Source organism: Alishewanella sp. SMS8, from assembly GCF_030737935.1.
In the GTDB taxonomy this organism is placed as follows: domain Bacteria; phylum Pseudomonadota; class Gammaproteobacteria; order Enterobacterales; family Alteromonadaceae; genus Alishewanella; species Alishewanella maricola.
In genome coordinates this window covers 1497293-1523959 of the sequence record NZ_JAPJEA010000001.1, presented here as the reverse complement: position 1 = coordinate 1523959, position 26667 = coordinate 1497293, and the positions used below count along the sequence as shown (strand labels likewise).

Sequence of the window (26667 nt, the reverse complement as noted above, 5' to 3'; positions counted from 1 at the left end):
TGGCTGGCATTTCTACTGCGTTATCGCTTGTTTATGTAGAATAACTACACGGCACAAGCTCTGCCTTGTATAAATACCAGCCACTCAGCTGCAAAAACAACCAGCAAACGTCAACAAGCCCTAGATCGCACTGTAGCATAAAGCGCGGCCATGACATGACGAGTGTTAGTTGGTTACCCGATAGCACTCGTCCAATTGGCTAAAACCAAAGCCGGTATTTTTCTTCACCCGCAGTTGGGTGGGAATACGCTCTTTCATCGCTTCTATATGGCTTATCACGCCAATCATTTTACCGGTAGCATTGAGGTTATCCAGCGCATCTAAGGCGATATCCAGCGTTTGTGCATCTAAGGTACCAAAGCCTTCGTCTAAAAATAACGAGTCGATGCTGGTTTTATGGCTGACCAGATCCGATAGCGCTAAGGCCAAGGCTAGGCTGACTAAAAAGCTTTCACCGCCCGACAGCGTTTTCGTATCGCGTTCGCTATCGCCTTGCCAGGTATCTTGCACGGTTAACGACAAGCCGGCTTGTTCTTTTCGTTTCAGTAAATAACGACCATGCAGTTGTCGCAGCTGATTATTCGCCAAATACACCAGATTATCCAGCGTCAGGCCTTGTGCAAAACGGCGGAATTTATCGCCACTGGCCGAACCAATCAGCGTATGCAGCTGGGTGATTTCATCATAGCGTTGTTGCTGCGTGTTAATGTCAACTAATAAACTTTGCTGCCGCTCTCGTAATTGTTGCTGCTGATTCAACTGCTCTTTTAGCTGGCCTAAGCGTGACAACAGTTCGGTTTGCTGTTGGCTAAGTTGTTGTCGAGTTGCAGCCACCTCGGTCGCACTGACTTTTTGCCACGCCGAGGCTTGCTCATGTTCGAGCAGTGCTTGTAATTGCTCGTTAGCTTTTTGCAATAAGGTATTAGCGCTTTGCCACGTTTCTTCAAGTTGCTGCTTTTTACTTTGTAAGTGGCTGCGCTCTGCTTCGGGTAATAAGGCGGCAAGAAAAGCGGCTTCATGAGCAAAAGGGCTAAGCTGCAGGCTATTTTGCCAAGCGGTACTTTGCTCTTTAAGCTGTTGTTGCAGCTGTTGCTGGCGCTGCTGTAAGTTGTTTAGCACACTGCTGAGTTCGGTATGGCGCTGTTCCACTTGGCGATATTGCTGTTGCTGTTGTTGCCATAACTGCTGAGCGTGCTGCAGTTGTTGCTGTAGCGTGTGCCGTGCTTGGCTGACGACTTGCTCGCCAAATAAGCTGTGGCGTTGCGCTTTTAGCGCTTGCAACTGCGTGGTTTGGCGCTGGGCAACGTGTTCAGTTTGTTGTAGTTCCGTGCTCAGTGTACTGATTTGCTGCTGAAGAGCCTGTTGTGCCGCTGTGCTGCTGGCTAAGTCTTGTTGTCTTTGCTGCTGTTGTTGTAGTGTCTGTTGATACCGCTTTGCATCTTGCTGTTTTTGCTCTAGCCAAGCAGGTAACTGCTGCAGCGTGCCCTGATAGCCTTGAACGCTAAGCTGATTTTGTAGCTGCTGTTTCTGCTGCTGTTGGTCGTGTTGTTGCGCCGTTTGCTGTTGTGTTAATTGGCCTTGACGCTGTTGCAGATTAAGGTGTTGTTGTTGCAGTAAATTGAGCTGGTGTGCTTTTTGGGCTTGCACTTGCTGCTGTTCGATCAGGCTTTGCTGTGCCTGAATGACCGCTTTTTCAGACTGGCGTAAAGCCGTTAATTGCGCATTGGTACGCGCTATTTGTTGCTGTAAGGTTTGGCTTAACTGTGGCAAGGCTTGCGAATCGTTTATATCTAACGTGACGTCCAGTGCCACGCAGTGCTGCTGCCATTGCTGCTGCGTTGCGCTAATGAGTTCGGCCAATTTACTGAGGCGAGGTGCTTGTGCAGCCAGCTCCGCCGTGCACTTATCTAAGGCTTCGCGGCTTTGTTGGCCCGCCGCTAAAGTATGCTCTGCTTGTTGCTGCGCCTGTTGCAACCGCGCTTGCGTATCGGGCAGATCTAATGGGATCGCTGCGGCAGGGTGTTCGCTGGCACCGCACAGTGGGCAGGCTTCGCCGGCAACAAGCTGTTGGCGATAGTGCGCTAACTGTTCTTCTTGACTAATCAGTTGCTGCAAATCGTCGACTTGTACTTTATGCCGTTGATATTCATCTAAGAGCTTGGCGCGCGCGGTAGTCAGCTGCTGTTGTTGAGTGTGTAATTGTTGCTGCGTTGCTTGTAACTGTTGCTGCTCTTGTTTGGCCTGCCAATACTGTTGCTGGCAATTTTCAGCTTGATGCAACTGCGGCCAGCGCAAAGTAAGCTGTTGCAGTTGTTGCTGTAAGGTGGCTTCATCAGCTTGCTGTAACAGGTGTTGCCATTCGTTTTGCCGTTGCAAGTGCTGCTGTTGCTGGGCTTGTAGGGCCTTATCATGTTGCTGCAAGGTGTGTTGTTGTGCTTGTAAGCTGCTTTGCAGTGCCGTGCTTTCTCGCTCAATTTGCTGCTTCTCAGTGGCTAATTGATTCAGCTGCACTTGGCTTTTTTCAAGCTGGCCAAGCGCCTGTTGCCAACTGCTAAGATAACGATTGATCTCGGCATCGGTCTGATGCTCTGTCAGGTAACGTGCGGTAGTGGTGAGTTGTTGTTGCAGCAGTTGCAGCTTTTGCTGCAGCTGGCGGTCATCCGCTTGCATTTGTTGTAATTTTTGCTGCAGACTATCTAAACGCTGTTGCTGGGCGCTTTGTTGTTGCGCTAGGCCGTCGATTTGATGATCTAACGGCACCACCTGCTCATTGAGCAAGGTTTCTTGCTGCTGATTTTGCTGTTTAGTGTGCTCTAAAGCCTGCTCGGCGTGTTCAAGCTGACTGCGCTGCTTAGCTAAATCTGCGATGGTAAGCTGTTGCTGCTGCTCTGTTTTAACCAGTTCACTAATTAATGCCTGTAAATCATCACGACTCTTTTGTAATAAGCTAAAGGGGGTGCGTAAGCGCTCAGCCGGTTCATTTTGGCTAAGCTTAGCCAGATCCGCTGCTGCATCGTGCAGTGCTTGTTGCGCCTGTTGGGCGCGGTTGGCTTCGAGTTGCTGCTGCTGTGTAGCCTGCTGCTGTTGCTCCCACCATTGTTGATGTTGCTGCCAAGCGCTCAGTTGCTCACTCAGTAAGACTTGCTGGGTGCTGACCTGTTGCTGTTCTTGCTCAATGGCCGTTAGCTCATCAGCGCTTAACAGCTGAAATCCCGCTAATTTGGCCTGTAATTCTCGTAAATCTTGTTTGGCTTGGGTGTAGTCATCATGCACACGCTTCGAGATCAAACCGTAGATTTCTGTGCCGGTAAGCTCTTCTAACAACTCGGCGCGCTCACTTTCATTGGCATTTAGAAAAGCGGCAAAATCGCCTTGTGATAACAGCATGGATTTGGTGAAACGCGCAAAATCTAAACCTGTGATGCGTTCAATTTCTTCGTTTTTAGGTCGCACCTGATTGGCTAACACTTTGCCGCTTTGCACTTCAGCCAGCTCGACATCGGCTGGCTGTAAATTGCCGTCGGCTTGGCCACGAGCACGGCGCATACTCCAAAAGGCGCGATAAGCAATGCCTTTTACTTCAAACTCCACTTCAGCAATCGATTCGGCACTGCCGCGCGTCATAATTTCATTGGAAGTTTGGCTAATCTGGCCTAAACGGGGTGTTTGATGGTAAAGGGCTAAACAAATCGCATCTAATAAGGTTGTTTTTCCGGCGCCGGTTGGCCCGGTGATCGCAAATAGCCCATTTTCGGCAAAAGGCGATTGGGTAAAATCGAGCTTCCATTCACCTTTTAATGAGTTGAGGTTTTTCAGCCGTAAAGTCAGAATTTTCATCGGCTCTGCTCCTGCTGCACGGCGGACAGTACCGCTAAAAAGCGTTGCTGCAGTTGCTGTTGTCGCTCAGTATCTTCAATAGATTCAATTGCTAAACGTTTAGCGAATACTTGCTCAGGTGTCAGCTCGGCCAAGGTTTCTTTTTGCTGCTGTATTAACGCTTGGCTAGGCGCAGCGCGTTGCCGGCGTACCAACAATACCTCGACAGGCAAGCCTTCGCACAGTTGTTGTACGCGCTGCTGTAAATCAGACAAATAATCTTGGGTGGCAACTTCCAAACAGAGCCAAACGGGCTTACTGTGCTGTTGTTGTGCAATGGCGGCCAGTTGCACGGCCAGAGTGTCAAGATCACCCTTGATCACCTGCATGGGTTGAAACAGCGGTACATCAATACAGCGAATCTGTTGGCGCTCGCGGCCGTTAAACTCCACCAGCACCACTTGTTTGGTTGTGCCCAGCTCGTCAAAGCTCAAGGGTAATGGCGAGCCGCTATAGCGAATATGTTCGGTTTTCGCCACGCGCTGCGGCCTGTGAATATGCCCCAGCGCAATGTAATCGGCCGGTGGGAAACCCTCTGCGGCAAAACCCTCTAAGGTGCCGATATAAATCTCGCGTACACTCTCGCTTTTACTGACGCCAAGCGCCGTTAAATGGCCCGTGGCAACAATGGGAATGTTTAGTTGCTGCTCTTGCCGTTGTTGTTCGGCGAGTTGAAATAGGTGTTGGTAATGCTCGGCAATGGCATTGGCGAGTGCTTGGCGCTTTTGCTGGCCGGTGTCGCCGGCTTGGCTTTGCAGCACATCTTTAGCTCGAATAAACGGCACCGCACACAGCAAAGCGCCCGGTTGACCTTGTTTATCGTTAAGTAGAATCACTTGTTGTTCAACAGACAATTCGGTACTGGCTACCACATAGGTATTTAAACAGGCGAGTAATTGTCGTGATTCATTAAGTACCGCAACGGAGTCATGATTCCCGCCTAACACCACCAGCGTACATTGACGTTGTTGCAGTTGCACAACAAACTCGTTGTAAAGCTCTCGCGCATAGCTGGCCGGAGTGGCAGTATCAAATACATCACCGGCGATAATCACCGCGTCAATCTGTTCGCGACTGATTAGGGCCAGTAGCCACTGGATAAAAGCGTGGTGCTCATCTTTACGGGTTTTAGTAAAAAAACTTTGGCCTAAATGCCAATCGGAGGTGTGCAGGATTTTCAACCAGGCGTCCTTTGCAAGTTAAACGTGTCGTCGAGTTGCTAGCATGTGTTTAAGCGTGCGGCGACTGATTCAGTAGCAGCTGTCGAAATTGCTCAGCGGGTACGGCTTGACTAAAATAATAGCCTTGATAGTAATCACAGGCCATCTCTTTTAGCAAGGCCAACTGCTCGGCTGTTTCAACGCCTTCAGCCAATACATCAAAATGTAGCGTATGCGCTAACTCAATGATCGCTTTACTGATTTGTCGGTCATCGTCATTGTCGGTGATATTATCAATAAAGCTGCGATCGACTTTAAGAATATCCAGCGGCAAGCGTTGTAAATAGGCTAAGGACGAATAGCCTGTGCCAAAGTCGTCAATGGCAAGGCGAATACCGGCAGCACGTAATTGTTGCATCGTGCGAATGGCGGCATCTTTGTTGTGCATTAACGCGGTTTCTGTGACTTCTAACTCAAGTAAATGGGCGGGGAAGCCAGTAGCGAGCAGGGTAGAGATCACTTGTTGCTCGAAGTCATCTTTACTAAATTGGTGCGCCGAGACATTCACCGCTAACTTCACTTGAGGTAAGCCTTCCTCTAACCATTGTTTGCCTAAGAGGCAGGCTTGCTCTAACACAAAATGGCCAATGGTATGAATTAACCCGCAGTTTTCCGCCATGGGAATAAAAAGCTCTGGTGAAATAAAGCCTTGCTCGGCATCTTGCCAGCGGATCAGTAATTCTGCGCCGATGATTTGACCGCTTTGAATAGCTACTTGCGGCTGAAAGTAACATTGTAATTGTTGCTGACTAATCGCCAGGCGCAACTTAGTTTCTAGCTGCAAGCGTTGCCGTGCTGTCGAAGTCAGTTGGCTGCTGAAAAAGCTGTATGTGCTGCGACCTTCCGCTTTGGCTTTGTACAGTGCCGCGTCAGCACCTTGCAATAATGATTCAGCGTTATTGTGATGCTCAGGGTACAAACTAATGCCAATAGACGCGGTTATAGTGACGTCAATTCGTTCAGTTAAATTTGCCGGTTGTTGTAAGGCTTGCAGCAGTTCTAAAGCAAAGCGGGCGGCATCTTCTGTGTGGGGTAAGTGCTCGATCAGAATCGCAAACTCGTCGCCCCCTAGACGCGCCAAGCTATCGGTGTCTCGACAGAAAATTTTAAGTTTTTCACTGACGTTTTTTAACAGTAAATTGCCGACACTGTGGCCATACGAATCGTTGATGGTTTTAAAATTGTCTAAGTCGATTATCAATACGGCTAATTGCAGCTTTTCGCGCCGGGCAACCTTAATGGCTTGTTCTAAACGACCCGTAAAAAATTGGCGATTGGGTAAGTGCGTAAGGGGATCGTACTCTGCTAAAAAAGCTAATTGCGCTTCTTGTTGCTTGCGTTCAGTCAAATCGATATCTATGCAGTAAATGCGCGGTTTATTATCCGGGTCGAAGATCACCGCGTGTGACGAGTATACGCTGACCAGACTGCCATCTTTGCGTTGTAGCTGTAACTCCTCTGCTGGCAGGGGGTGGCCAGAATGTGTCATTGCTTGAATAGCGGCTTTTACATCGTTATGCATTGGCTGGGGAATAATTAAATCCAGTAAGTTATGGCCAAGCGCTTCTTGCTTGCTATAGCCATACACTAACTCGCTGCCTTTATTCCAGTAAAGCGTTACGCCATGTTCGTCATATCCCTGTACCGAGATATTGGGCATGCTGTCGAGTAAGGTGCGAAAGCGTTGTTCGCTTTCTTGCAGTTGATGTTGTGCGTGTTTTATCGCAGAAATATCCTGCACGACCGAGATAAAATAAGCCGATAGATGCTGTTGTGGCGGTAATAAAGCGACAGATAAACGTACCCATAAAGTGTGGTTATTTTTAGTGATGTAGCGTTTTTCAATGGAAAATTGCTTGATGTCATTGGCTAAAATCTTTTCTCGCAAACCTTGGTCAAGTAATAAGTCATCAGGGTGCGTGATGTGTTGAAACGTCATGCTTCTTAATTCGTCAGCGCTGTATTCCAGCATACGGCACAGTTCTTTATTAACCTTAATGAATTGCCCATTAACGTCGACATAGGCAATACCGGTTGCAGCATAGTCAAACGCCATATGACTCAGGCGTTGTGATTCGGTCAGCGCCATTTCAAATTGCAGTCGCTGCTTTAACAATACCCAGGCGAGGATGGCGGTAAGCAGCACATAGACAAACCCTTTATAAGTTTGATAACGGGTGAGTAAAACCGGATCGCTAACGATGGACGCTAAAAATACATCGCTAAACTCGATCCAAAGCAAGCCCAATAGCAAATAAATCGCTGCCCCCAAGATAGGGTAGTAAGGCAGTTTGCTCAGTTTGGATGCCCTTGGATTCATGTTAATTCCATATTTTCAGCGATAAACAGCGTCTGTGTTATGACTAAGATAAGTGCTAAGCATAGTTGAACTTGTTGGTATTCGAAACGAGCAGGGGGGCAAATAGCGGTTTTTGTTGCGAATTAAGGTAAATAAAGCACACAGCGGCACGAAGCCGCTGTGTAATAGGTGTACTTAGAACGCGTAAACCAAGGTTAAAGAGGTTTGCGTGTCGGTACTCTTTTTATCGGCAGTGACATCAGAGTCATTTTGTACTAAAAAGGCGGCTTTCATCTGCATAGCACCATTCACTCTGGCACTGAGTGCGGTTTCAGCGATAGTCCGCGTATTTTCGTTACTGATTTCAACGCTGAGTGTTTGTGAAAAAGAGGCAGATTCACTGATGGTCCATTTAAATTCCGCAGCACCACGGGCCAGCAAGCCATTTTCTGTTTCGTCAGTAGATCGGCGGGCGTTGTAATAACCCGGACCGATTTCTACATCCAGCGTCTGGTTTTCCAGATCCATTAAACGGGTACCGTAACCGGCGGCGATGGTGGTGTATTTAGTGTAAGCACCAAATTTATCATCGGTATACGAACCTAAAACAAACAAATTATCGTGTTCATCACCGATTTTGTAAGCCCCTTTCGCAGATAACAGATAGCGTTGCGCTGACCGTTCTTTCTCTCTGTTACCATCAGCATCGACTTTTTCATCTTCTTTAAAGAACGCGCTGAAAATATACTGATTGCTCCATTCTTCCAGCTCTTGTCTGGCATCAATTTTACCGGTAATAGACGTACCTGCTGTATTACCTGTAGTGGTAATGGCGCCAAGCTCTGCTGAGGTTTGCCACACCTTTTGCTCTTTCTCTGGAGCTTGAGCTTGCGCGGAACCCGCAAATAAGACACTTAACGTTGCGGCTACAGTGAATAATTTCATGTTTACTCCTTTGTTTCTTGTTTAAGATGAACGTCCATTTGCGGGAAGGGAATACCAATACCGTGTTCATCAAAGGTCAATTTTACTTTTTCAAGCGTATCCCAATACACACCCCAGTAATCAGCACTATTCACCCAAGGGCGCACAATAATGTTAACTGAAGAGTCGGCTAATTCAGACACACGGATGTTGGGCGCAGGCTCAGCTAAAACACGCTCATCATTTTTGATGATGTCTTGTAGTAGGTTTTTCGCTTTTAATAAATCAGCGTCATAGCTGATACCGATCACTAAGTCGACACGGCGCGTGGCCTCAGCAGAAAAGTTCGTGATATGACTACCGGTGATTTTGGCATTAGGTACGATAACGCGTTTGTTATCTGGCGTTTTCATGGTGGTTTGGAAGATTTCAATTTTATCTACAGTACCGGAAATACCACCGGCATCAATAAAGTCACCCGATTTAAATGGGCGGAAAAGAATTATCAACACGCCAGAGGCAAAGTTAGCCAGAGAACCTTGTAATGCTAAACCAATCGCTAAACCGGCAGCACCTAAAATAGCGATAAACGAAGTCGTTTGCACGCCAACTTGCGACAGTGCCATCAAGGTTGTGGCAATAATTAAAACGGCATACACAATGCTGCTTAAGAAGGAAACAACGGCCTTATCAATACTGCGTGATAACAAGCCTTTTTCAATTAATCGTTTAATACCGCGAGCAATAATACGGCCTACATAAAAGATGAAGATAGCAGCAACAAGCTGTATGAAATATCCGAGTAAAACCTCATGGTTTTGTTGGAATAACTCGTTGATTTGTTCCATGTAACACTCCTTTGAATTTTTTAGCAGGGTGTGTGATGAGGTTTCTAAACTATGCGTGTTGCTGACGGTAAATCCGGAAACCTCAGCAAACGTTAGTGATCATACCATAAAGCCTTGTACCCTTAGATGACAAATTACAAAAAAGAGCTTGGAGCCATGCGAGGTTTTTGGTTAAAATAGCCACTTCGGCGGTGATTGTAGCTCAGTTGGTAGAGCCCCGGATTGTGATTCCGGTTGTCGTGGGTTCGAGCCCCATCAGTCACCCCACTTATTTTCCTGCCTTTGTGATTACCTTACTTTCTCAGTGTTGCCCAGCTATACTGCAGTTTAATTAGCACGCCAATGGTTCCTTGTGGTATGGATTTATCTCAATTACAACAGCAACTCAGCCAACCTAACTTAGCACCAGTTGAAAGCTGGGATCCGCCATTTTGTGGTGATTTGCCGTTGTTAATTACTGCCGATGGCCAGTGGTTATATCAAGATAGTCCTATTCAAAGACCGGCCTTAGTGCGTTTATTCGCGTCGGTTTTACTCAAGCAGGATAACGACTATTTTCTACAAACGCCTGCTGAAAAAGTCCGCATCCAGGTGGCAGACGTGCCTTTTTTAGTAACGCAAAGTCATTGGCAACAAGCTGTCTCAGGCCCAGAGTTATGGCTAACCACTAACATTGAAGATGCTGTGCCACTCAGTGCGGCTTATCCTTTACAGATCCAATATTATGCTGGGCAGCAATTACCTTACTTGCAGTTGTGGCGAGGGTTATCCGCCAGATTACATCGCAATTTATATTATCAATTATTGCAAGAAGCCAAGATGGTCACTCAGGGCAAGCACACCCGTTGGCTGATTAACAGTGGCGGTGTTGATTTTGTGTTAGCTGAACTGGCGAATAGCGACGAGTTGAGCGGTTAATCGCATATTCTGGCTAGATACCGCAAGCGCATTGCTTGGTTTGGCCCGGCAGCCCATAGTTTCAATAACAGGGCAACAATCTAATAATATTAAGAGGATAATAACCATGATAAGACTCTCTCTACTGGCACTGACGACACTTTGTGCTATGCCATCGGCCTTACAGGCGGCAACAACCTATATTCACGCTGGTAAATTGATTACTGCCGAAGATAAACAGCCTTTAACAACACAAACCATCATTGTCGTAGACGATAAAATTAGCGCCATCGTTGCCGGTTACCAACAGCCCGGTGCGGAAGCGACTGTGGTGGATTTACGCAATCACACGGTTATGCCGGGTTTGATGGATATGCATACACATTTTTCAACGCAATTAAGTGCAACCTCTTACAGCGATTGGAGCCGGTTGAATGAAGCCGATTTTGCGCTTCGCGGCGCGGCGTTTGCTGAAAAAACCTTAATGGCCGGGTTTACAACAGTACGTGAGTTGGGCGATAGCCATCAGGTAAGTATTGCGCTGCGCAAAGCAATTGCTCAAGGTTACGTTAAAGGGCCGCGTATTTTTGCTGCAGGTAAATCATTAGCCACCACCGGTGGACACGCTGATCCTACCAACGGTTTAGCCAATGCGTTATTGGGCAACCCAGGCCCTACTGATGGGGTGCTAAATGGCCCGGTTCAAGCCCAGCAAGCGGTTCGTCAGCGTTATAAAGAAGGCTCAGATCTGATTAAAATCACCGCAACCGGTGGGGTATTAAGTGTGGCAAAAAGTGGCATGAACCCTCAATTTACCGTTGAAGAGTTAGCTGCTGTGGTGCAAACCGCGAAAGATTACGGCATGAAAGTCGCTGTGCATGCTCATGGTAAAGAAGGGATGGAGCGAGCGATTATTGCTGGGGTGGATTCGATTGAGCATGGTACTTACATGGATAAAGACACCATTGCCCTGATGAAAAAACACGGTACCTATTATGTGCCGACGATCAGTGCCGGTAAATGGGTGCAAAATAAAGCGCAAATCGACGGTTTCTTCCCTGAAATTGTTCGGCCTAAAGCCGCCACCATCGGGCCACTCATTCAGCAAACTTTTGCTCGGGCCTATAAAGCTGGGGTGAATATTGCCTTTGGTACTGATGCGGGTGTCGGCGCGCATGGCGATAATTGGCTAGAGTTTGTTTATATGACCGAAGCTGGTATGCCGGCGTTAACGGCGATTCATAGTGCAACGATTGAAGGCGCAAAATTACTTGGCGTTGAGCAAGAGCTTGGCTCGATTAAAGCTGGTAAGATTGCCGATATCATTGCTGTTGCAGGCGATCCGCTGCAGGATATGAAGCTGATGCAAAACGTCAGTTTTGTGATGAAAGCAGGGCAAGTATATAAGCAGTAATCAGTAAATTGCAGCAGGCTTAGGCCTGCTGAAATCTTGCTAATAATTTGCTAACGTCAGCTTCAATCTCGCTTTTAAGGTCGATTTCTGCTTGTTGGCGAATTTTATCTTGTTGCTTCGTAAGCTTTTTATCTTGCTCTTTCCGAGCTTGATGTGTCGGCATATCACGAACCACTAAATACATCTTATGCAAAGCCGGATAGTGCACAACGGGATCCGGCTTATCTTCCTCGGGCCAATGATCGAGTAGCACCCAAAGGCGTAATGCGCCCTCGGAAAACTCGCATTGTTGCTCCAGCATTGCTCGGCTAATCAACACGATACTTTCATGCAGGTAGCGTTTTTTCTCTTGCTGTTTCTGCTCGAGTTGCTGTTGCTCGAGTTGTTGGCGCTGGGTTTGTAACTTGACCTGCCACAATAGCTTACCGGCATAAAAAGCCAGTACGGCAATAATGCCCACACCTAACACCAACATACTTGCCCATAATAACGTCACGCTTAATCCTCATCGCCTAGCAAAGTTTTACGCCAGTCGGTACGCTCAAAACGCGCTAATGGATCTTCTTCTTCGTCTGCACTATCGCTGCGCGTTGCTTCGTCATCAGCGTCATCTAAGCCTAATAACTGTAACAGCTCGCTTAAGCGTGCCGTTTTGCTATTAAAGTATTTTGCATCTTTGCCGGTTAATACTTCGTCTTGCTCAACGCGCTCTAATAGGGCTTGTAGGCGCTCATCGGCTTCGATACTGGCCAACTCTTGCTCTGGTGTCAGTGTTTCAGCTTTAACCGCTTTTAACTGTGCTTTGGGTATGGCACTGACCACGTTGGGCATCTGCTCAACCAAAGTAGGCTCAGCGATTAACGCGATAGGTTTTTTGCTACCAATTCGCGGATCTTTTTTGGCTTTGTTCGCTTCAGCTTGCGCATCTTTACTTTGTTGCATGCTGTTACGAGTACCCGATTTCAGGCCTGAGCCTTTCTTCTTAGTCTCTTCTTTGGTTTCTCGGGTTTTGCGGATCTCACTGGCAGGTAAATGGCGTTGGCCATTGTTGCCAGCATTGCGGGATTTTTTTTGACGCGTCATAGTATTTTGCTACCTGTAAAAAGACCGATCATTTTACCCAGCTTTGCTGAAGATCACCACATCATTCGCTGGAAATGCCACCTTAAGCTGATATTGTGCTGCTAACCAACGAAATGTGGCCTGACTGAAGAAACTAATATGTGTTGGATCTCGTCGATAATACCAATTGCTGAACGCCTCTGCTGTTGGATAACATTTGGTCATAATCGCAAGCACCCCTGCCGGCTTTAACAGTTGTAGCCATAATTGCCACTCGTTAAGCGGATCGACAAAGTGCTCAATCGCTTCGGTGCAGCTGATAAAATCGTATTGCTGCTCTAACGGGGCGGGGTCATTGGCAAAGAAGGGATCCCAAACCTGCATCTGATGACCGGCTTCCTGTAACATATTGGCTAGCAACGGGCCTGGACCGCATCCAAAGTCTAAGCCACTTTTCGTGGTATTGCCCAAAGTTTGCAGTAAGGGCGCTGCCAATTTATTCAGAAATAGCCGATAACCCGCATCGTTCAGATCATTGTTGTGTAGCAAATAGTGTTGTTTTTCTTGCTCGGCAGAGAGTAGGTGGTGTCGGTCTAAAAACACCAAAGCGCATCGCTGACATTGCCAGTAAGGGGGATGCAGTTGGGCGTTATAGCGAAGGGTATCTGCATGGCCGCATAATGGGCAGATTGATTGTTGCATATTACATCCAAAACAAAGGGCGATAAGATAACCTTATCGCCCTGTTTATTCGTGCCTAGAGATGGACACATCTTCTGAATAATGCAATTCATCCTGATGCGCAGTCAACACCGTGTTGCAAATTATCCCTATATTATTGTTTGCTGTCCGTGCAAAAGTTTTTTTATTTATGATCTTCCTAATGCTTTCGTAATCTTCCTTGCGCGTGGTTCACGCGTAACACCATCTGAGCAACTTCAAACACAGCGCACATAATGTGCATGCGGCTTCCTTAACCTAAATTCCCTGTTGTTTTACCGCTAACGGCGATAAAGTTAATTTACTCCGATCTAATCAGATAACAAGCGCTTGAGTATAAAAAACCTGAAGAAAATTAGACTTTAGTCTATATCGTATTATTTTTCAGTGATTTAAGTTAAGTATAGAAAGTTGAAATAGTTCAATTAAAATTCAACTATAGGTGATGTCTTACATGCTTTGTAAGATATTTCTCACAAAGCGGCATAAAAAAACCGGCTTCTTCGCCGGTTTTTTCTAATAACTAAGTATTAGTGTAAGCCGCCTAAGTATTGCGACAGAATTTTAATATCATCGTCAGTCAGCTTTTTGGCCACGTCACGCATCATGCCGTTCATGTCATTGGCACGAGTACCAGCACGAAATTCTTCTAGAGTGGCTTTAACATAGTCTGCGTTCTGGAAGCCGATTCTTGGGAAACCCGCTAAGCTAGTACCTGCGCCACGTGGACCATGACAGGCGATACAAGCTGGAATACCGCGATCGGCATCACCGCCACGATACAGCTTTTGACCTACTTCGATTACTTCTTCTGGTGTTGTGCCAGATGTAATGCGCTGAGAAGAGAAGTAAGCGGCTAAATCTTGCATATCTTGATCAGACAATGCAGCAACCATACCGTACATGATGGCATTAGCACGACCTTCTTTCCCACCAGTGGTCATACCTAGCTTATAGTCGGTTAATTGTTTATATAAATATTCAGCGTGTTGACCTGCTAATTTAGGATAAATAGTTACAACGCTGTTACCGTCAGGACCATGACAAGCAGCACAAGTGGCAGATTTTGCTTTGCCTGCTTCGGCGTCACCGTCAAAAGCATGAGCTGTACCGACTAAACCGAATAACAGCGCCAGAGGAAGTATGATTTTTTTCATGTTTGATCCGTCTCAGTCCGCATTCAAAAGCCAGCTTGCTGGCAGCAATGAATAACATTAAGGTGAATTTTTAGCTATTTTACACGAAACTGCCCAAAGTAAAATCCCATACTATGGTCAAAAGCACGGCAAATGCTTCTTACTGCTCCTTTGATCCGCTACAATAGCCATAAATTAACCGCCGGAGCAGGCTGTGTCGTCTATTAAATTAAATTATCAACAAACAAGTTTTCTTACCAGCGCCCCGGATATTAAGGCATTACCCGCAGATAACGGCATCGAAGTCGCTTTTGCCGGACGTTCAAATGCCGGTAAATCCAGCGCATTAAATACTTTAACTCGCCAAAATGCTTTGGCCAGAACCAGTAAAACGCCAGGTCGTACTCAGCTGATTAATACCTTTACGTTGGCCGAGAATAAAAGATTAATCGACTTACCCGGTTATGGTTTTGCGAAAGTGCCTTTAGCTGTAAAAGAAAAATGGCAGAAGTCACTGTCTGAGTATCTAGAAAAACGGCAAAGTCTAAAAGGCTTAGTGGTATTAATGGATATTCGTCATCCGTTAAAAGATTTGGATCAGCAGCTTATTCATTGGGCGGTGCAAAGCCAATTGCCGGTGCTGATATTACTGACTAAGGCCGATAAACTGGGGCCTGGTGCTCGGAATAAAATTGTGCTGGAAGTACGTGATGCGGCCATGGCCTTTATGGGTGATGTTAAGGTGCAGGCTTTTAGCTCGTTAAATAAGTTTGGTTTACCCGAGTTAGAACAAACGTTAGATCAGTGGTTTAACGACGATAACGCGGCATAAAAAAACCGACCCAAGAGGGTCGGTTATAGCAAGCAGGGGAGAAGCTATATAATTTAATCAACAGGATGTCTTACTGTTAAGACGTGTTGATCATAACACCCAACTTATGCGGTTTAAAGTATTTACTCTAAAAATTTAACGCCTGACTCGCCTGATAGCAAAGATAAGCGTGATCTTACCGCTACACGCCAAGCGAATAAGCCTCGCGCAATCATCATTCTGACTTTTGCAGCAAAAAAAACGCCCCGCTGCAAGCAGCGGGGCGGCTAATAAAGCCTACTTTCTGAACTTCAATAGTAAAAACATACCGAAGCGAAAGATAGAATATCTTACCTCTGTACCCTACAGCGCAAATTTTAGCTAATTTTTGCACTATTGCAAGCAAAAACTGTAATTAAACTACAAAACTGAAAATGTAAGCGCTTGCTTTCGGGTTTGTGTAATTAAATTACCTTTATTAACAACGAAATTTAATGTGCTTCATCCCAGTTTTTACCATAACCGGCTTCTGCTAAAAGTGGCACATCTAATGATGCGGCACTGGCTAGCAAGGTTTTTAACTCGGCAGCAACGCGCTCAACCTCTTGCTCTGCCACTTCAAATACCAATTCATCGTGCACCTGCATAATCATTTGCACAGCGTTGTTATCTTGCTGTTCCAACCATGCCGCCACCTTGATCATGGCTAATTTGATAATGTCGGCTGCGGTGCCTTGCATTGGGGCATTAATGGCCGCACGTTCGGCGCCTTTTTGCCTGCCCATATTGCGGGCATTAATGTCAGGCAAATATAAGCGGCGACCAAACAGTGTTTCAACATAGCCTTGGTCATGCGCTTGCTTTCTCGTGCGCTCCATATAATCCAGTACACCTGGGAAACGCTCAAAATAGCGGTCAACATAATGCTGTGCTTCATGGCGAGCAATACCCAGTTGTTTGGCTAAACCAAACGCAGACATGCCATAAATTAGCCCAAAGTTGACCGCCTTCGCGCGGCGGCGCTGCTCGCTAGTCACTTCATCTAAGCTAATGGCAAACACTTCAGCAGCGGTGGCTCTATGTACATCAAGACCATTAGCAAAGGCATCCAGTAAGGCTTTATCTTGCGATAGATGCGCCATAATACGTAATTCGATTTGTGAGTAATCGATGGCCAGGATGCATTTACCGGCAGGCGCAATAAAGGCTTGGCGGATGCGTCGGCCTTCTTCGGTACGGATCGGAATATTCTGTAAATTCGGTTCTGTTGAGCTCAAGCGACCGGTGGCGGCTACCGCCTGATGATAGGAAGTGTGAACGCGCCCCGTAGCGGGATTCACCATCTTCGGCAGTTTATCGGTATAAGTAGAGCGTAACTTACTTAAACCACGATGCTCAGTGATCAGTTTTGGAAAGTCATATTCTAAAGCGAGCTCAGCGAGCACTTCTTCGGCGGTCGACGGGGTGCCACTCGGTGTCTTTTTCAATATCGGTAACTTCATCTGCTCGAACAGGATCTCTTGCAGTTGTTTTGGCGAGGCCAGATTAAATTCTTTGCCTGCTGCATCGTAAGCCAAGTGTTCTAGCTCTTTAATACGGGCAGTTAACTGTTCACTTTGCTTGGCCAACAAGTTGCTATCAATCAGCACGCCGTGGCGCTCTATTGTCGACAAAATGTTCACTAAAGGCAGCTCGATCTCAGTAAACACCTTGACCAGCTCACGACTTTGTTGCAATTGTGGCCATAGCGTTTGATGCAGTTGCAGCGTCACATCGGCATCTTCAGCGGCATATTCTGCGGCTTGGGCAAGTTCAATTTGATTAAACGTCAGCTGCTTAGCCCCTTTACCGGCTAAATCAGTAAAGCTAATAGTGTTATGACCTAAATACTTCAGCGCAAGCGAATCCATATCGTGACGGCCCGCTACCGAGTTCAGCACATAAGATTCCAACATGGTATCAAAGCGGATACCCCGTAAGGTTAATTGATAACGCGCTAACACGCTTTGATCGTATTTTAAGTTTTGGCCAACCTTGGCTTTGTTGTCATCTTCCAGCCAAGGTTGCAGTTGTGTCAAAGCCCACTGGCGATCGAGTTGCGCTGGCGCGCCTAAATAATCATGCGCTAGAGGCAGATACCATGCTTTTCCTGCTGCTGTGGCAAAAGATAAACCAACCAATTCCGCCTGCATATAATCTAAGCTGGTGGTTTCCGTATCAAAAGCGGTTAATTCTGCTTGGTTTATTTCTTGAAGCAATGCAGTAAATTGTTGTTCGTTCAGCACCGTTTGGTACTGACTGCGATCAATCACTTGCCTGACGGGCTCATCGGCGGTGTGTTCTGTCGCTGTGTGAGTAGTAGTGGCATTTTCGAGTTGCTGCGACGTGCCCGCGGTGTTCGTGTCACTGTCACTGAGGATCTCGGCTAACCAGCGTTTAAATTCGCATTGTCGATACAGCTCGCTTAGCTGTTGCTTGTCTGTGGGACGGATCTGTAAATCGGTGAGTTGATAGGGTAATTCGACATCACATTTAATCGTGGCCAGTTGGTAAGACAACGCCAGTTGTGCTTTATGTTCTGCCAACTTGGCAGCCATATTTTTGGCACCACGAAAGGTCAGTGTGGCGACTTGATCAAGCTGTTGATAAATGTGTTCAATTGAGCCCAGCCCTTGCAATAAGGCCGCGGCTGTTTTTTCACCGACACCAGGCAAGCCAGGAATGTTATCCACTTTGTCGCCCATCAGCGCGAGATAATCGATAATCAACTCCGGCCCGACGCCAAATTTCTCTTTAACCGAGATCGGGTCGAGCAATGTATTATTCATCGTGTTAATTAAGGTGACATGTTCGTCTACCAGCTGCGCCATATCTTTGTCACCGGTTGAAATCAACGTATGACGCCCCGCAGCGCTAGCTTGACGGGCAATAGTACCGATAACATCATCAGCTTCAACGCCGCTAATACAAAGTAAAGGCAGACCCATAGCTTCGATGATCAGATGTAACGGGGCAATTTGGCTGCGTAGGTCATCAGGCATCGGCGGGCGATGTGCTTTGTACTCTTGATACATTTCATTACGAAACGTTGGGCCTTTCGCATCAAACACCACGGCCATTTCGCTGGGCTGATATTGTTTTAACAAGCTTTTAAGCATGTTCACCACACCATAAATAGCACCAGTGGCTTCACCTTTTGAATTGGTTAAGTGCGGTGGTGAATGATAAGCCCGAAATAAATAGGAGGATCCGTCAACCAAAATTAACGGGTTTTTGGGGATATAGACCATGATAATAATTCCTGCAACGCTGATGCGTAGTAGCATGCCACAGCCATCCCCCTACCACCAGCTGAACCGGTTGACTTTGCTGCGTTAAAAAGAGAGTAAGCTGTGGATAACTTTGTGCAAAACCCATAGAAAGATGTCATCCTGCTTGAGACAGAATGTTAATGGTGGTGATTTAAGTGGTTGTTTTTATTTAACTAAACGGGGAAACTGCAAGTGCCGTTATTCTTATTTTTTTGCATTGCGTAATGTGGAAAACGATTTACTGCTTGGCCCGCAATCTTCCTAGGTGCCAAATATCCTCATCAAGCAGGTCGAACAGACTATCACAATAACCGGGTTTGCCTAGCCTCTTTTTTAAAAAATTTCGCTTTAAAAAAACCGTTTTGCTGCGCCTTTTGGCATAAAGCAATAAGCATAAGCCTTTGCGGCGGTGTCGCGGCTAAAAGTTTACACATGGCAATGCAATGCGCTGCACTAACAATCTGCCTAAGCTCTTCCGTTTCGGTTGAGATGCAGGCTATAATGCGACCAATTACTTATGGCTTTCAGTATGGGATCAACACTATGAATAAATTGACAGTTGCAGTAAGTTTGCTGCTGATTACCATCGGCGTCCACGCGAGCGCAACCTCTGATGCCGACGCTATTGCAAAACGCATTGCGCCAGTAGGTCAGGTTTATGTTGCTGGTGCTACCCCAGCTGTGGCTGCCGCGGCAACAGGTCCACGCAGTGGCGAGCAAGTTTATCAATCTGCCTGTTTTGCCTGTCATGGCACGGGTGCACTTGATGCGCCAAAACATCAATCTGCTGATTGGAAGCCGCGTTTAGAGCAAGGTTTTGATGTGTTATTAAAGCACTCTATTGAAGGCATTCGTAACATGCCCGCTAAAGGCACCTGTACCACTTGTTCTGATGATGAAATTGCTGCCGCCATTCGTTTTATGACGGATGGTGTATAAACAGAACCAGCATTTTCGTTTTAATAAAACCGCGCCAGTCGCGGTTTTTTTGTGCCGATTGGGCTATGCTTGTTTAACAGCACCCTGGTTATTTAATTAAACGAATTTGCTCTGTAGCCCTTCCATGTGTTTAAACTTTGTGCATAATAGCCCATTGTTATTATACATCTGACCAGTTTGTAATCGTTTCAGGATCGGAAGCTTGACTAAACAACGAACGCTCCAATATCAATTAAAACAAGCGGGCAATAAAATCAGACGGCTGTTGCTGTTAATCGCTCGGCAAAAAGAAGCCTATACCATTCAGGGGGCTTTGTTGCAGCTGTCAGAATTGGCCAGCCATATTAGTGATATGGCCGATTTTTATCCGGCGATCCACAAAATGGTCTCTGAGCAGTTACACGCCGAAAACTTTTATGTGGTGCTTTATGATGCTGATACTGAGCATTACCAACTGCAGTACTTCTCTGACGAAAAAGATCAGCAACTCATTACTTCTATTCCAGACAACGCTTTCTCTCGTGGCTTAACCGGTTATGTGGCTCGTTACCAGCGGCCATTGTTATGTGACGAAGAGGAATTTGACGAATTAGTGAGAAGCGGCGAGATCGAAGCACAAGGTTCACCCTCAGCACATTGGATGGGTATCCCTTTATGTCGTGGTGAAAAAATTATCGGTGTTATGGCGATCCAGTCTTATGACAGTCAGTATCGTTATAACGAGCAAGATTTAAAATTGTTTAGCAGTATTGGTTCTCACACTGTTATTGCTTTAGATCGAGTAAAGAGTCGTGAACTATTAGAAAGCACGGTGAAGGAACGTACCTTGCAATTGCAAGAAACCAACGACTTTTTACAAAAAGAAATTAGAGAACGTATCCACGGTGAAAAGCTACAGGCGGCGTTATATAAAATATCTGAGCTAACGGCCAGTAGCCAAGACATGCAAACGTTTTACCAAGCGATCCATAAAGTGCTCTGTAATTTTATGGCTGCGGAAAACTGTTACATTGCCTTACTCAACACCGATGGGACGAAATTAACCTTTCCGTTTTATGTTGACCAATTTAGCCCTGCAGCCTTTGATCGGCCACTAAGCCGAGGTTTTACCGAATATGTTATCCGCTGTGCTGAAGCGCGACTCATTAACCCTGAGCAAGCATCATTACTGGTTGAGCAAGGTGAGATCCGCCGAGGTATGAGTGGTACCACTGAGCTAGAGAAAGCAGCTCGACATTCAAAAAGCTGGCTCGGTGCTCCGCTGAAGATTGACCAAAAAGTCATTGGGGTGGTTGCGGTTCAGTCTTATGTTGATGGTTATCATTATAGCGAGCAAGAGCTCACTATTTTACGTTTCGTTTCACAGCATATCGCGGTAGCGATCCAGCGTAAGCTTGCTGCGGAGAAGCAAAAACAACATCAAGAAGAACTGGAACGTAAAGTCTTTGAAAGTACCCGTGAGTTGCGTCAAACCAACTTATTTTTACGCCTGCAAGTTGAAGAGCGTAAAAAAGCGGAGCAAAAATTGTTCTATGATGCGAATCATGATGTATTAACCGGGCTTGCCAATCGGCAGATGTTTCTGCAGCAATTAAAACAACAATTTTTATTAAATAAACGCCAACCGCAAACCGGAATGGCATTGCTGTTTTTAGATCTCGACCGTTTCAAATTGATCAACGACACCTTAGGCCATCATATTGGCGATGCGTTTTTAATTGAAAGTAGCAAACGTTTACTCAGTGCGATCCGCGAGCATGATGTGGCCGCACGCTTCGGCGGTGATGAGTTCGTGATTATGTTATTAAACTTGCAATCTGAGCAAGATGCCGAAGAAATTGCCCAGCGCATTATCGACAAATTCCGCCAGCCCTTTGTGTTAGAGAATAACAGTGTCAATTCGGGCATCAGTATTGGTATTGCGCCATTCAGCACAGACTATCACCATGCCGATGCGATGTTACGCGACGCTGATGCCGCCATGTATCACGCCAAAGCATTAGGGCGTGGTCGCTATGTGACGTTTGAATCAGGTATGCGCGATCAAATGTTAAAAGCGCTAGGTGCTAATTAGCGCTAACTGAGCGGTGTGTTTATAAGGCTAATCTTTATTCAGCATTTGCCGCAAACGTGCGATATTCGATGCCGCAGTTTGCTGGCGTTGCTCTGCAGTTTTAGGTTGATTAGGCTGTTGCCATTCCAAATCGTCTTGTGGTAACTCGGTTAAAAAGCGGCTGGGTTCTGGCCGAATCACTTCTCCATATTGCCGACGCTCTCGCGCATAAGTAAAAATGAGCTCGCGCTGTGCCCGAGTGATACCCACATAGGCTAAACGGCGTTCTTCTTCGACATTATCTTCATCAATACAGCTTTGATGCGGCAAAATGCCTTCTTCCATGCCCACCATAAACACATAAGGGAACTCTAAGCCTTTCGAAGCGTGCAACGTCAGTAATTGCACCTGATCGGCGTTATCTTCTTGTTCTTGCCGTTCAAGCATGTCGCGTAAACATAATTTGCTAACGACTTCACTCAAGGGCATCGGCGGTTCATCATCTTTGCCGTTGAGCATTTCGACAATCCAGCGGTACAGTTCATTGACGTTTTTCAGGGCCATTTCAGCTGCTTTAGGGCTGTTACTGCTTTCAAACAACCAGGCTTCATAGTGACTTTGCCGGATCAAATCACGGATGGCTTCGGCAGGCTCTGCTCGCACGGCATTATCGGCTAATTGATTAATCCAATCGGCAAATTGTTTCACGGCCTGAAAACTGCGTACCGGTAAAGTATGACTTAGCCCCGGGTGGCAGCACGCTGCAAATAAACTGATGTGTTCTTGATTGGCCAGGTTACCAATTTTCTCCAAGGTGGCATGGCCAATTTCGCGGCGCGGCACATTGATGATCCGCAGCAAGGCATTATCATCATCTTGATTCACCAACAAACGCAGATAGGCCATTACATCTTTAATTTCACTGCGTGAGAAAAAAGACGTACCACCGGAAATTCGATAGGGAATACGGTTGGTCATTAGCGCTTTTTCAAACACGCGTGCTTGATGATTGCCACGGTACAGCAGCGCATAGTCGCGATAATGGCTGCGATGGGTAAAGCGATGCGAGATAATTTCGGCAATCACTTTTTCGGCTTCGTCTTCTTCATGCTTACAAGGTAAGACTTTTAGTGGCACACCATAGCCATTCACGCTAAACAGTTTTTTCTCAAACTCGTGCGGGTTATTGGCAATTAAGATATTGGCCGCTTTTAAAATGCGTTCTGCTGAGCGGTAGTTTTGCTCAAGTTTGATCACGTTTAATTCAGGAAAGTCTTTTTTCAATAACACCAAGTTTTGCGGCCGCGCACCGCGCCAAGAATAAATAGACTGGTCATCATCACCGACCACGGTAAAGCGGCGACGCTCGCCCACTAACCAGCGGACTAACTCATATTGGCTGGTATTGGTATCTTGATATTCATCTACTAACAGATAGCGAATTTTCTGTTGCCAGCGCTCACGTGTTGCTACATCGTGTTGAAACAGCAAGGTTGGCAGCATAATTAAATCATCGAAATCACAGGCATTACAGGCCTTGAGCATGGTGCTGTATTGCTGATAATAATTGGCTAAACTGATGCTAGCGGCATCTTGCGCTTGTTGCACAGCCAACGCAGGTAAGGTTAAGTCGTTTTTCCAGTTAGAAATTTTGCTTTGCAGCGCTTTAATCTGCTCTTTATCGCCATTGTATTCGTTGGCGGTTAACTCTTTGAGTAGCGCAAAGCTGTCTTGATCATCAAACAGGCTGAAATTAGCTTTATAACCCAGCTGTCGATATTCTTTTTTAATAATATCTAAGCCAAGGGTGTGAAAGGTGGAAATAGTTAGGCCACGGGTAGCGCTTTTCGGCAATTGGGTGTTAATTCGCTCACGCATTTCTCGTGCGGCCTTATTGGTAAAGGTCACGGCGGCAATATGACGAGCGGGTAATTCGCACTGCTGGATCAGATAGGCTATTTTATTAATAATAACGCGTGTTTTACCACTACCCGCACCGGCTAATACTAAGCAGGGCCCGGAGATAAATTTTACTGCTGCGTCTTGCTGTGGATTTAACTTCATAGTGTTTGCCTGAACTGAGGAGCTGCATTGTAACCAATTTTTGCGGTAAATTTCATTCGCGTTCTGGTCAGAAGACCGTAGAATGGTTAGATACTATCACAGTGCAGCCTGAACCCTGGCTGCTTAGCGTAACGGAGAATCTGATGTTAGATCCGAAAAAAGTTGAAGATATTGCACGACAAATTGGCAGTATTATCCCGCCACAATTAAAACAGTTTGCCGATGAATTAGAAGGCAAAGTTAAGCAAGTGCTGCAGGCAAAGCTGTCAGAGTTAGACTTTGTTAGCCGCGAAGAATTTGATGTGCAGCGTCAAGTGCTGTTGCGAACGCGCGAAAAAGTGGAAGCTATGGAACAGCAACTGGCCGCGTTATTAGCTGAGAAAACCCAAGATTTCAGTAAAAACGCCTTACCCAGTTCTGATCAGGAATAAATGATGAGCGGGCAGTTCACTGCCCGCCATGGTTATTTTTGGACGGTTTTTAAAATTTCAGTTAAACCCGCCACTGCACCACCAATGTTCGCCAGTTCTACCGGCACGATCATGCTGTTGTTGGTTTTAGCCAGGTTGCCGAACTCTTTTACATACTGCTCGGCCACGCGTAAATTTACCGCGTTTTGACCACCCGGTTGATTGATGGCTTCAGCAATTTGTCGAATACCCTCAGCGGTAGCAATAGCGATTAATTCAATTTCTTTTGCTCGACCTTCGGCCTCGTTGATTTGTCGAGTTTTATCGGCTTCCGACAGGTTGATCACTTCCTGCTTTTGACCTTCAGACACGTTAATCATCGCTTGGCGTTCACCTTCAGACTTGGCAATTGCAGCACGGCGTTCACGCTCGGCGCGCATTTGTTGCTCTAGCGCGTCTTTAATGCTGACTGGCAATTCAATATCGGCTATTTCATAACGCAACACTTTAACACCCCAAGGTGCTGCGGCATCATCCAGGGCACGTACTACTTCTTCGTTAATTTTGGCACGCTCTTCAAAGGTTTTATCTAGGTCGGTTTGGCCGATCACAGAGCGCATGGTGGTTTGAGCCAGTTGCGAGGCGGCATAACGATAATTGTTAATGCCGTAACTGGCTTTGTGCGGATCGATCACCTGAATGTACAAGATACCGTCGATGCCGACCTGAATGTTATCTTTGGTCACGCAGGTTTGACGAGGAACATCGATCACTTCTTCTTTTAACGTGTGGGTGTAAGCAACTTTATCGATAAAGGGGATCAAAATATGAAAGCCCGAGTCTAGTGTGCGTGAGTATTTACCTAAACGCTCTACTACAACGTTACTACGCTGTGGCACAACCCGTGCTGATTTAAGGATGGTAATCACCACCGCGACAGCAAAGCCTAGGGTTAATACCGTTTGAATATCCAGTTGTTCCATAACACTCTCCTACAATTAATACGTGCTGTAAAGTTAAGACGATTGTGGCTTATTGGCCGCGACTTCGAGGTGGATGCCTTTATTGGCAATTACCCAAGCCACATCCCCGGCTTTTAATATGTCGTTAGAATGCGCATCCCATTGCACGCCATTTAACACCACACGACCTTGGCCTTGTTGAAAATCCAATAAAACCGTAACGCGATCGCCGATATCTTGGCTCAGCGAGCTGGGTTGCGTCTCACTATCAGCGGTAAAGCCGACAAACCAGCTTTTAAAGCGGCCTCGTGCGGTGAAGAGCAACAGCAGGCTGACCAGACCAAACACGCTGTATTGCATGCTGGCTGATTCAATGAGCCCAAAGTGCAATAAAATACCGACGACGATAGCGGCTAAGCCGAGGAATACCGCCACAATGCTGGTTGCCATTAACTCTGTTAAAATCAGTACCACACCAATAATGATCCAAATCATTGCTGTACTCATTTTTTCCTCCTATTTTTACGGCCATTACGTAATGACATGGCTGCCCGAAAACGTTGTAGTAACTGTATATTTACATTTTATTATTAGCAAGTATTTACTCGATTTGCACTGTTAATTGTTGATCAAGGATTAATAAAAAATGCAGCACGGTTTCAACGACTTGATGATAAAACGCCAAATCTACTTTGTCGGCGGTGTCGCGCGGGCTGTGGTAATCGGGATGGTCGGCTACCCCAAAGTACATAAACGGCACCTGTTGCTGATGAAACACGCCGTGATCAGAGCTAAGAGTCCAATCTGCCGTGTTACCTGCCAGATACCAAGGGCGATCATGGGCGGGCAGTAATTTCACTGCGCTGCGAGTTTGTAACTGTTCAATTAGCGGTAATAGCCAAGGGTGATGATAAGTGCCAACGGCATACAATAATTGGTGGGTATCACGGCTTAACATATCAATATTAATGTTAAAGGCCAGATCGGCAGGTTGTAACAAGCCGGTTCGGAACAGCGCCACCGCACCTTGTAAGCCTTTTTCTTCACTGTCTAACGCAATAAACAACACCGGATGACGCAAAGGATGAGCCGTTAAATAGCGTGCCAGCTCAAGCATGGCGGCTACACCCGAGGCATTGTCATCGGCGCCAAAGTAAATATCGTCGCCGTGCATACCTAAGTGATCATAATGTGCGGTGATCACCAGTGGCTTAAGGTTAGCTTCGGTGCCGGGTAATAAACCGATAACATTTGCCGCATTATCTACGCCGGGGATAGTGGAAGACGCACCACGCAGCCAACGACGCCAAGAAAAATGTTCTGCCACGCTGTAAGGGTGCAAATAACCGTCGGTTCCAGCAGCGGTTAAACCGATTTCGGCAAATTGCTCGGCAATCCATAAACGGGCAGCAATACCACCTGGTGTGCCCGGTGCTCGACCTTGACGCTCAGCAGCGGCTAACCAGCTCAGGTCGGCCAGTAAACGATCGGGGTCTAAACGGTTTAAAGTGGGTTCAGCAACAAAGGTCGGTGTGATAACACGGATCCGTTCGGCTTCGCGTTCTGTGAGTTGATTAAGCCAAAAGGGCCAAGCCCATTGATACAATGCCCAGCCGAACAAGATGAAAATAGCGGGCAACCACAGTCGTTTTTTGTTTAGCAACGTCTTTACAGCCATGTGTCAATCGATCCTTAATACATTACAGCAGCGCAGTTTGCTG

At 46.4% G+C, this 26667-nt stretch carries 20 protein-coding genes and 1 tRNA gene; 7 read left to right on the top strand and 14 right to left on the bottom strand.

Translation table 11 applies throughout. The features are described from left to right. Nucleotides 1-165 precede the first annotated feature (165 nt). The 5 genes from ORJ01_RS06945 to ORJ01_RS06925 all read right to left on the bottom strand — a co-directional run bounded on the left by ORJ01_RS06945 (nucleotide 166) and on the right by ORJ01_RS06925 (nucleotide 9167). Nucleotides 166-3837, bottom strand: coding sequence for an SbcC/MukB-like Walker B domain-containing protein (locus ORJ01_RS06945; RefSeq protein ID WP_306177414.1), 3672 nt, complete (start codon nucleotides 3835-3837; stop codon nucleotides 166-168). Further along, on the bottom strand, nucleotides 3834-5057 hold the full coding sequence (gene sbcD / locus ORJ01_RS06940; protein ID WP_306177413.1) for an exonuclease subunit SbcD: 1224 nt from the start codon (nucleotides 5055-5057) through the stop codon (nucleotides 3834-3836). The genes ORJ01_RS06945 and sbcD overlap by 4 nt, the downstream gene beginning before the upstream one ends. Before the next feature lie 49 nt (nucleotides 5058-5106). Further along, nucleotides 5107-7416, bottom strand: a complete 2310-nt coding sequence (locus ORJ01_RS06935; RefSeq protein ID WP_306177412.1) for a bifunctional diguanylate cyclase/phosphodiesterase — start codon at nucleotides 7414-7416, stop codon at nucleotides 5107-5109. Nucleotides 7417-7590: 174 nt separating this feature from the next. Next, complete coding sequence (locus ORJ01_RS06930) at nucleotides 7591-8340, bottom strand: YdiY family protein (RefSeq protein WP_306177411.1); 750 nt, start codon at nucleotides 8338-8340, stop codon at nucleotides 7591-7593. Between the two features lie 2 nt (nucleotides 8341-8342). After that, nucleotides 8343-9167, bottom strand: a complete 825-nt coding sequence (locus ORJ01_RS06925) for a mechanosensitive ion channel domain-containing protein (protein WP_226750559.1) — start codon at nucleotides 9165-9167, stop codon at nucleotides 8343-8345. Between the two features lie 191 nt (nucleotides 9168-9358). Between ORJ01_RS06925 and ORJ01_RS06920 the strand changes: the two genes are divergently transcribed. The 3 genes from ORJ01_RS06920 (at nucleotide 9359) to ORJ01_RS06910 (ending at nucleotide 11478) form a co-directional block, all read left to right on the top strand. Further along, nucleotides 9359-9434 (top strand) — tRNA-His (locus tag ORJ01_RS06920). A gap of 90 nt (nucleotides 9435-9524) precedes the next feature. Beyond that, a complete protein-coding gene (locus tag ORJ01_RS06915; protein WP_226750558.1) occupies nucleotides 9525-10085 on the top strand; it encodes a DUF1285 domain-containing protein in 561 nt (186 codons plus the stop codon). Between the two features lie 106 nt (nucleotides 10086-10191). After that, on the top strand, nucleotides 10192-11478 hold the full coding sequence (locus tag ORJ01_RS06910; RefSeq protein WP_306177410.1) for an amidohydrolase family protein: 1287 nt from the start codon (nucleotides 10192-10194) through the stop codon (nucleotides 11476-11478). Nucleotides 11479-11497: 19 nt separating this feature from the next. Here ORJ01_RS06910 and ORJ01_RS06905 read toward each other — a convergent pair whose 3' ends face one another. The 4 genes from ORJ01_RS06905 to ORJ01_RS06890 form a co-directional block, all read right to left on the bottom strand. Then, nucleotides 11498-11974, bottom strand: coding sequence for a DUF2489 domain-containing protein (locus ORJ01_RS06905; protein WP_226750556.1), 477 nt, complete (start codon nucleotides 11972-11974; stop codon nucleotides 11498-11500). A gap of 2 nt (nucleotides 11975-11976) precedes the next feature. After that, on the bottom strand, nucleotides 11977-12561 hold the full coding sequence (yihI, locus tag ORJ01_RS06900; RefSeq protein WP_306177409.1) for a Der GTPase-activating protein YihI: 585 nt from the start codon (nucleotides 12559-12561) through the stop codon (nucleotides 11977-11979). A gap of 33 nt (nucleotides 12562-12594) precedes the next feature. Beyond that, the gene (locus ORJ01_RS06895) at nucleotides 12595-13242 is read right to left on the bottom strand and encodes a class I SAM-dependent methyltransferase (protein WP_226750554.1); all 648 of its coding nucleotides are present in this window, start codon (nucleotides 13240-13242) and stop codon (nucleotides 12595-12597) included. A gap of 548 nt (nucleotides 13243-13790) precedes the next feature. Next, complete coding sequence (locus ORJ01_RS06890; protein WP_306177408.1) at nucleotides 13791-14417, bottom strand: cytochrome c; 627 nt, start codon at nucleotides 14415-14417, stop codon at nucleotides 13791-13793. 193 nt (nucleotides 14418-14610) lie between these two features. Here ORJ01_RS06890 and yihA point away from each other — a divergent pair, with 193 nt between their 5' ends. Further along, nucleotides 14611-15228 (top strand): ribosome biogenesis GTP-binding protein YihA/YsxC, encoded by a 618-nt coding sequence (gene yihA, locus ORJ01_RS06885; protein ID WP_226750552.1) that lies wholly within the window; start codon nucleotides 14611-14613, stop codon nucleotides 15226-15228. A gap of 470 nt (nucleotides 15229-15698) precedes the next feature. Here yihA and polA read toward each other — a convergent pair whose 3' ends face one another. Beyond that, entirely contained in the window at nucleotides 15699-18497 is a 2799-nt protein-coding gene (polA, locus tag ORJ01_RS06880) for a DNA polymerase I (protein ID WP_306177407.1), read from the bottom strand. Nucleotides 18498-19061: 564 nt separating this feature from the next. On the opposite strand from polA, the gene ORJ01_RS06875 reads away from it, so the two are divergent. Beyond that, complete coding sequence (locus tag ORJ01_RS06875; protein ID WP_226750550.1) at nucleotides 19062-19457, top strand: cytochrome c5 family protein; 396 nt, start codon at nucleotides 19062-19064, stop codon at nucleotides 19455-19457. 202 nt (nucleotides 19458-19659) lie between these two features. Further along, nucleotides 19660-21531, top strand: coding sequence for a diguanylate cyclase domain-containing protein (locus ORJ01_RS06870; RefSeq protein WP_306177406.1), 1872 nt, complete (start codon nucleotides 19660-19662; stop codon nucleotides 21529-21531). A gap of 27 nt (nucleotides 21532-21558) precedes the next feature. Here ORJ01_RS06870 and rep read toward each other — a convergent pair whose 3' ends face one another. After that, nucleotides 21559-23574, bottom strand: a complete 2016-nt coding sequence (rep, locus tag ORJ01_RS06865; protein WP_306177405.1) for a DNA helicase Rep — start codon at nucleotides 23572-23574, stop codon at nucleotides 21559-21561. 143 nt (nucleotides 23575-23717) lie between these two features. Between rep and ORJ01_RS06860 the strand changes: the two genes are divergently transcribed. After that, nucleotides 23718-24005: an accessory factor UbiK family protein gene (locus tag ORJ01_RS06860; RefSeq protein ID WP_226750547.1), complete on the top strand. Its 288-nt coding sequence runs from the start codon at nucleotides 23718-23720 to the stop codon at nucleotides 24003-24005. 32 nt (nucleotides 24006-24037) lie between these two features. Here ORJ01_RS06860 and ORJ01_RS06855 read toward each other — a convergent pair whose 3' ends face one another. The 3 genes from ORJ01_RS06855 to ORJ01_RS06845 all read right to left on the bottom strand — a co-directional run bounded on the left by ORJ01_RS06855 (nucleotide 24038) and on the right by ORJ01_RS06845 (nucleotide 26624). After that, a complete protein-coding gene (locus ORJ01_RS06855; RefSeq protein WP_226750546.1) occupies nucleotides 24038-24967 on the bottom strand; it encodes an SPFH domain-containing protein in 930 nt (309 codons plus the stop codon). A gap of 33 nt (nucleotides 24968-25000) precedes the next feature. Further along, complete coding sequence (locus ORJ01_RS06850) at nucleotides 25001-25453, bottom strand: NfeD family protein (protein ID WP_226750545.1); 453 nt, start codon at nucleotides 25451-25453, stop codon at nucleotides 25001-25003. A 94-nt stretch (nucleotides 25454-25547) separates the two neighbouring features. Next, nucleotides 25548-26624 (bottom strand): M20/M25/M40 family metallo-hydrolase, encoded by a 1077-nt coding sequence (locus ORJ01_RS06845; protein WP_306177404.1) that lies wholly within the window; start codon nucleotides 26622-26624, stop codon nucleotides 25548-25550. Nucleotides 26625-26667: the final 43 nt, after the last annotated feature.

Bases quoted from the DNA above. Each gene is read 5' to 3' on its own strand.
- ORJ01_RS06925 (WP_226750559.1), bottom strand. From the start codon at position 9,167: ATGGAACAAATCAACGAGTTATTCCAACAAAACCATGAGGTTTTACTC.
- ORJ01_RS06910 (WP_306177410.1), top strand. From the start codon at position 10,192: ATGATAAGACTCTCTCTACTGGCACTGACGACACTTTGTGCTATGCCA.
- ORJ01_RS06860 (WP_226750547.1), top strand. From the start codon at position 23,718: ATGTTAGATCCGAAAAAAGTTGAAGATATTGCACGACAAATTGGCAGT.
- rep (WP_306177405.1), bottom strand. From the start codon at position 23,574: ATGAAGTTAAATCCACAGCAAGACGCAGCAGTAAAATTTATCTCCGGG.
- ORJ01_RS06850 (WP_226750545.1), bottom strand. From the start codon at position 25,453: ATGAGTACAGCAATGATTTGGATCATTATTGGTGTGGTACTGATTTTA.
- polA (WP_306177407.1), bottom strand. From the start codon at position 18,497: ATGGTCTATATCCCCAAAAACCCGTTAATTTTGGTTGACGGATCCTCC.
- ORJ01_RS06855 (WP_226750546.1), bottom strand. From the start codon at position 24,967: ATGGAACAACTGGATATTCAAACGGTATTAACCCTAGGCTTTGCTGTC.
- ORJ01_RS06875 (WP_226750550.1), top strand. From the start codon at position 19,062: ATGAATAAATTGACAGTTGCAGTAAGTTTGCTGCTGATTACCATCGGC.
- ORJ01_RS06915 (WP_226750558.1), top strand. From the start codon at position 9,525: ATGGATTTATCTCAATTACAACAGCAACTCAGCCAACCTAACTTAGCA.
- ORJ01_RS06945 (WP_306177414.1), bottom strand. From the start codon at position 3,837: ATGAAAATTCTGACTTTACGGCTGAAAAACCTCAACTCATTAAAAGGT.
- ORJ01_RS06935 (WP_306177412.1), bottom strand. From the start codon at position 7,416: ATGAATCCAAGGGCATCCAAACTGAGCAAACTGCCTTACTACCCTATC.
- ORJ01_RS06930 (WP_306177411.1), bottom strand. From the start codon at position 8,340: ATGAAATTATTCACTGTAGCCGCAACGTTAAGTGTCTTATTTGCGGGT.
- ORJ01_RS06845 (WP_306177404.1), bottom strand. From the start codon at position 26,624: ATGGCTGTAAAGACGTTGCTAAACAAAAAACGACTGTGGTTGCCCGCT.
- yihI (WP_306177409.1), bottom strand. From the start codon at position 12,561: ATGACGCGTCAAAAAAAATCCCGCAATGCTGGCAACAATGGCCAACGC.
- ORJ01_RS06895 (WP_226750554.1), bottom strand. From the start codon at position 13,242: ATGCAACAATCAATCTGCCCATTATGCGGCCATGCAGATACCCTTCGC.
- ORJ01_RS06890 (WP_306177408.1), bottom strand. From the start codon at position 14,417: ATGAAAAAAATCATACTTCCTCTGGCGCTGTTATTCGGTTTAGTCGGT.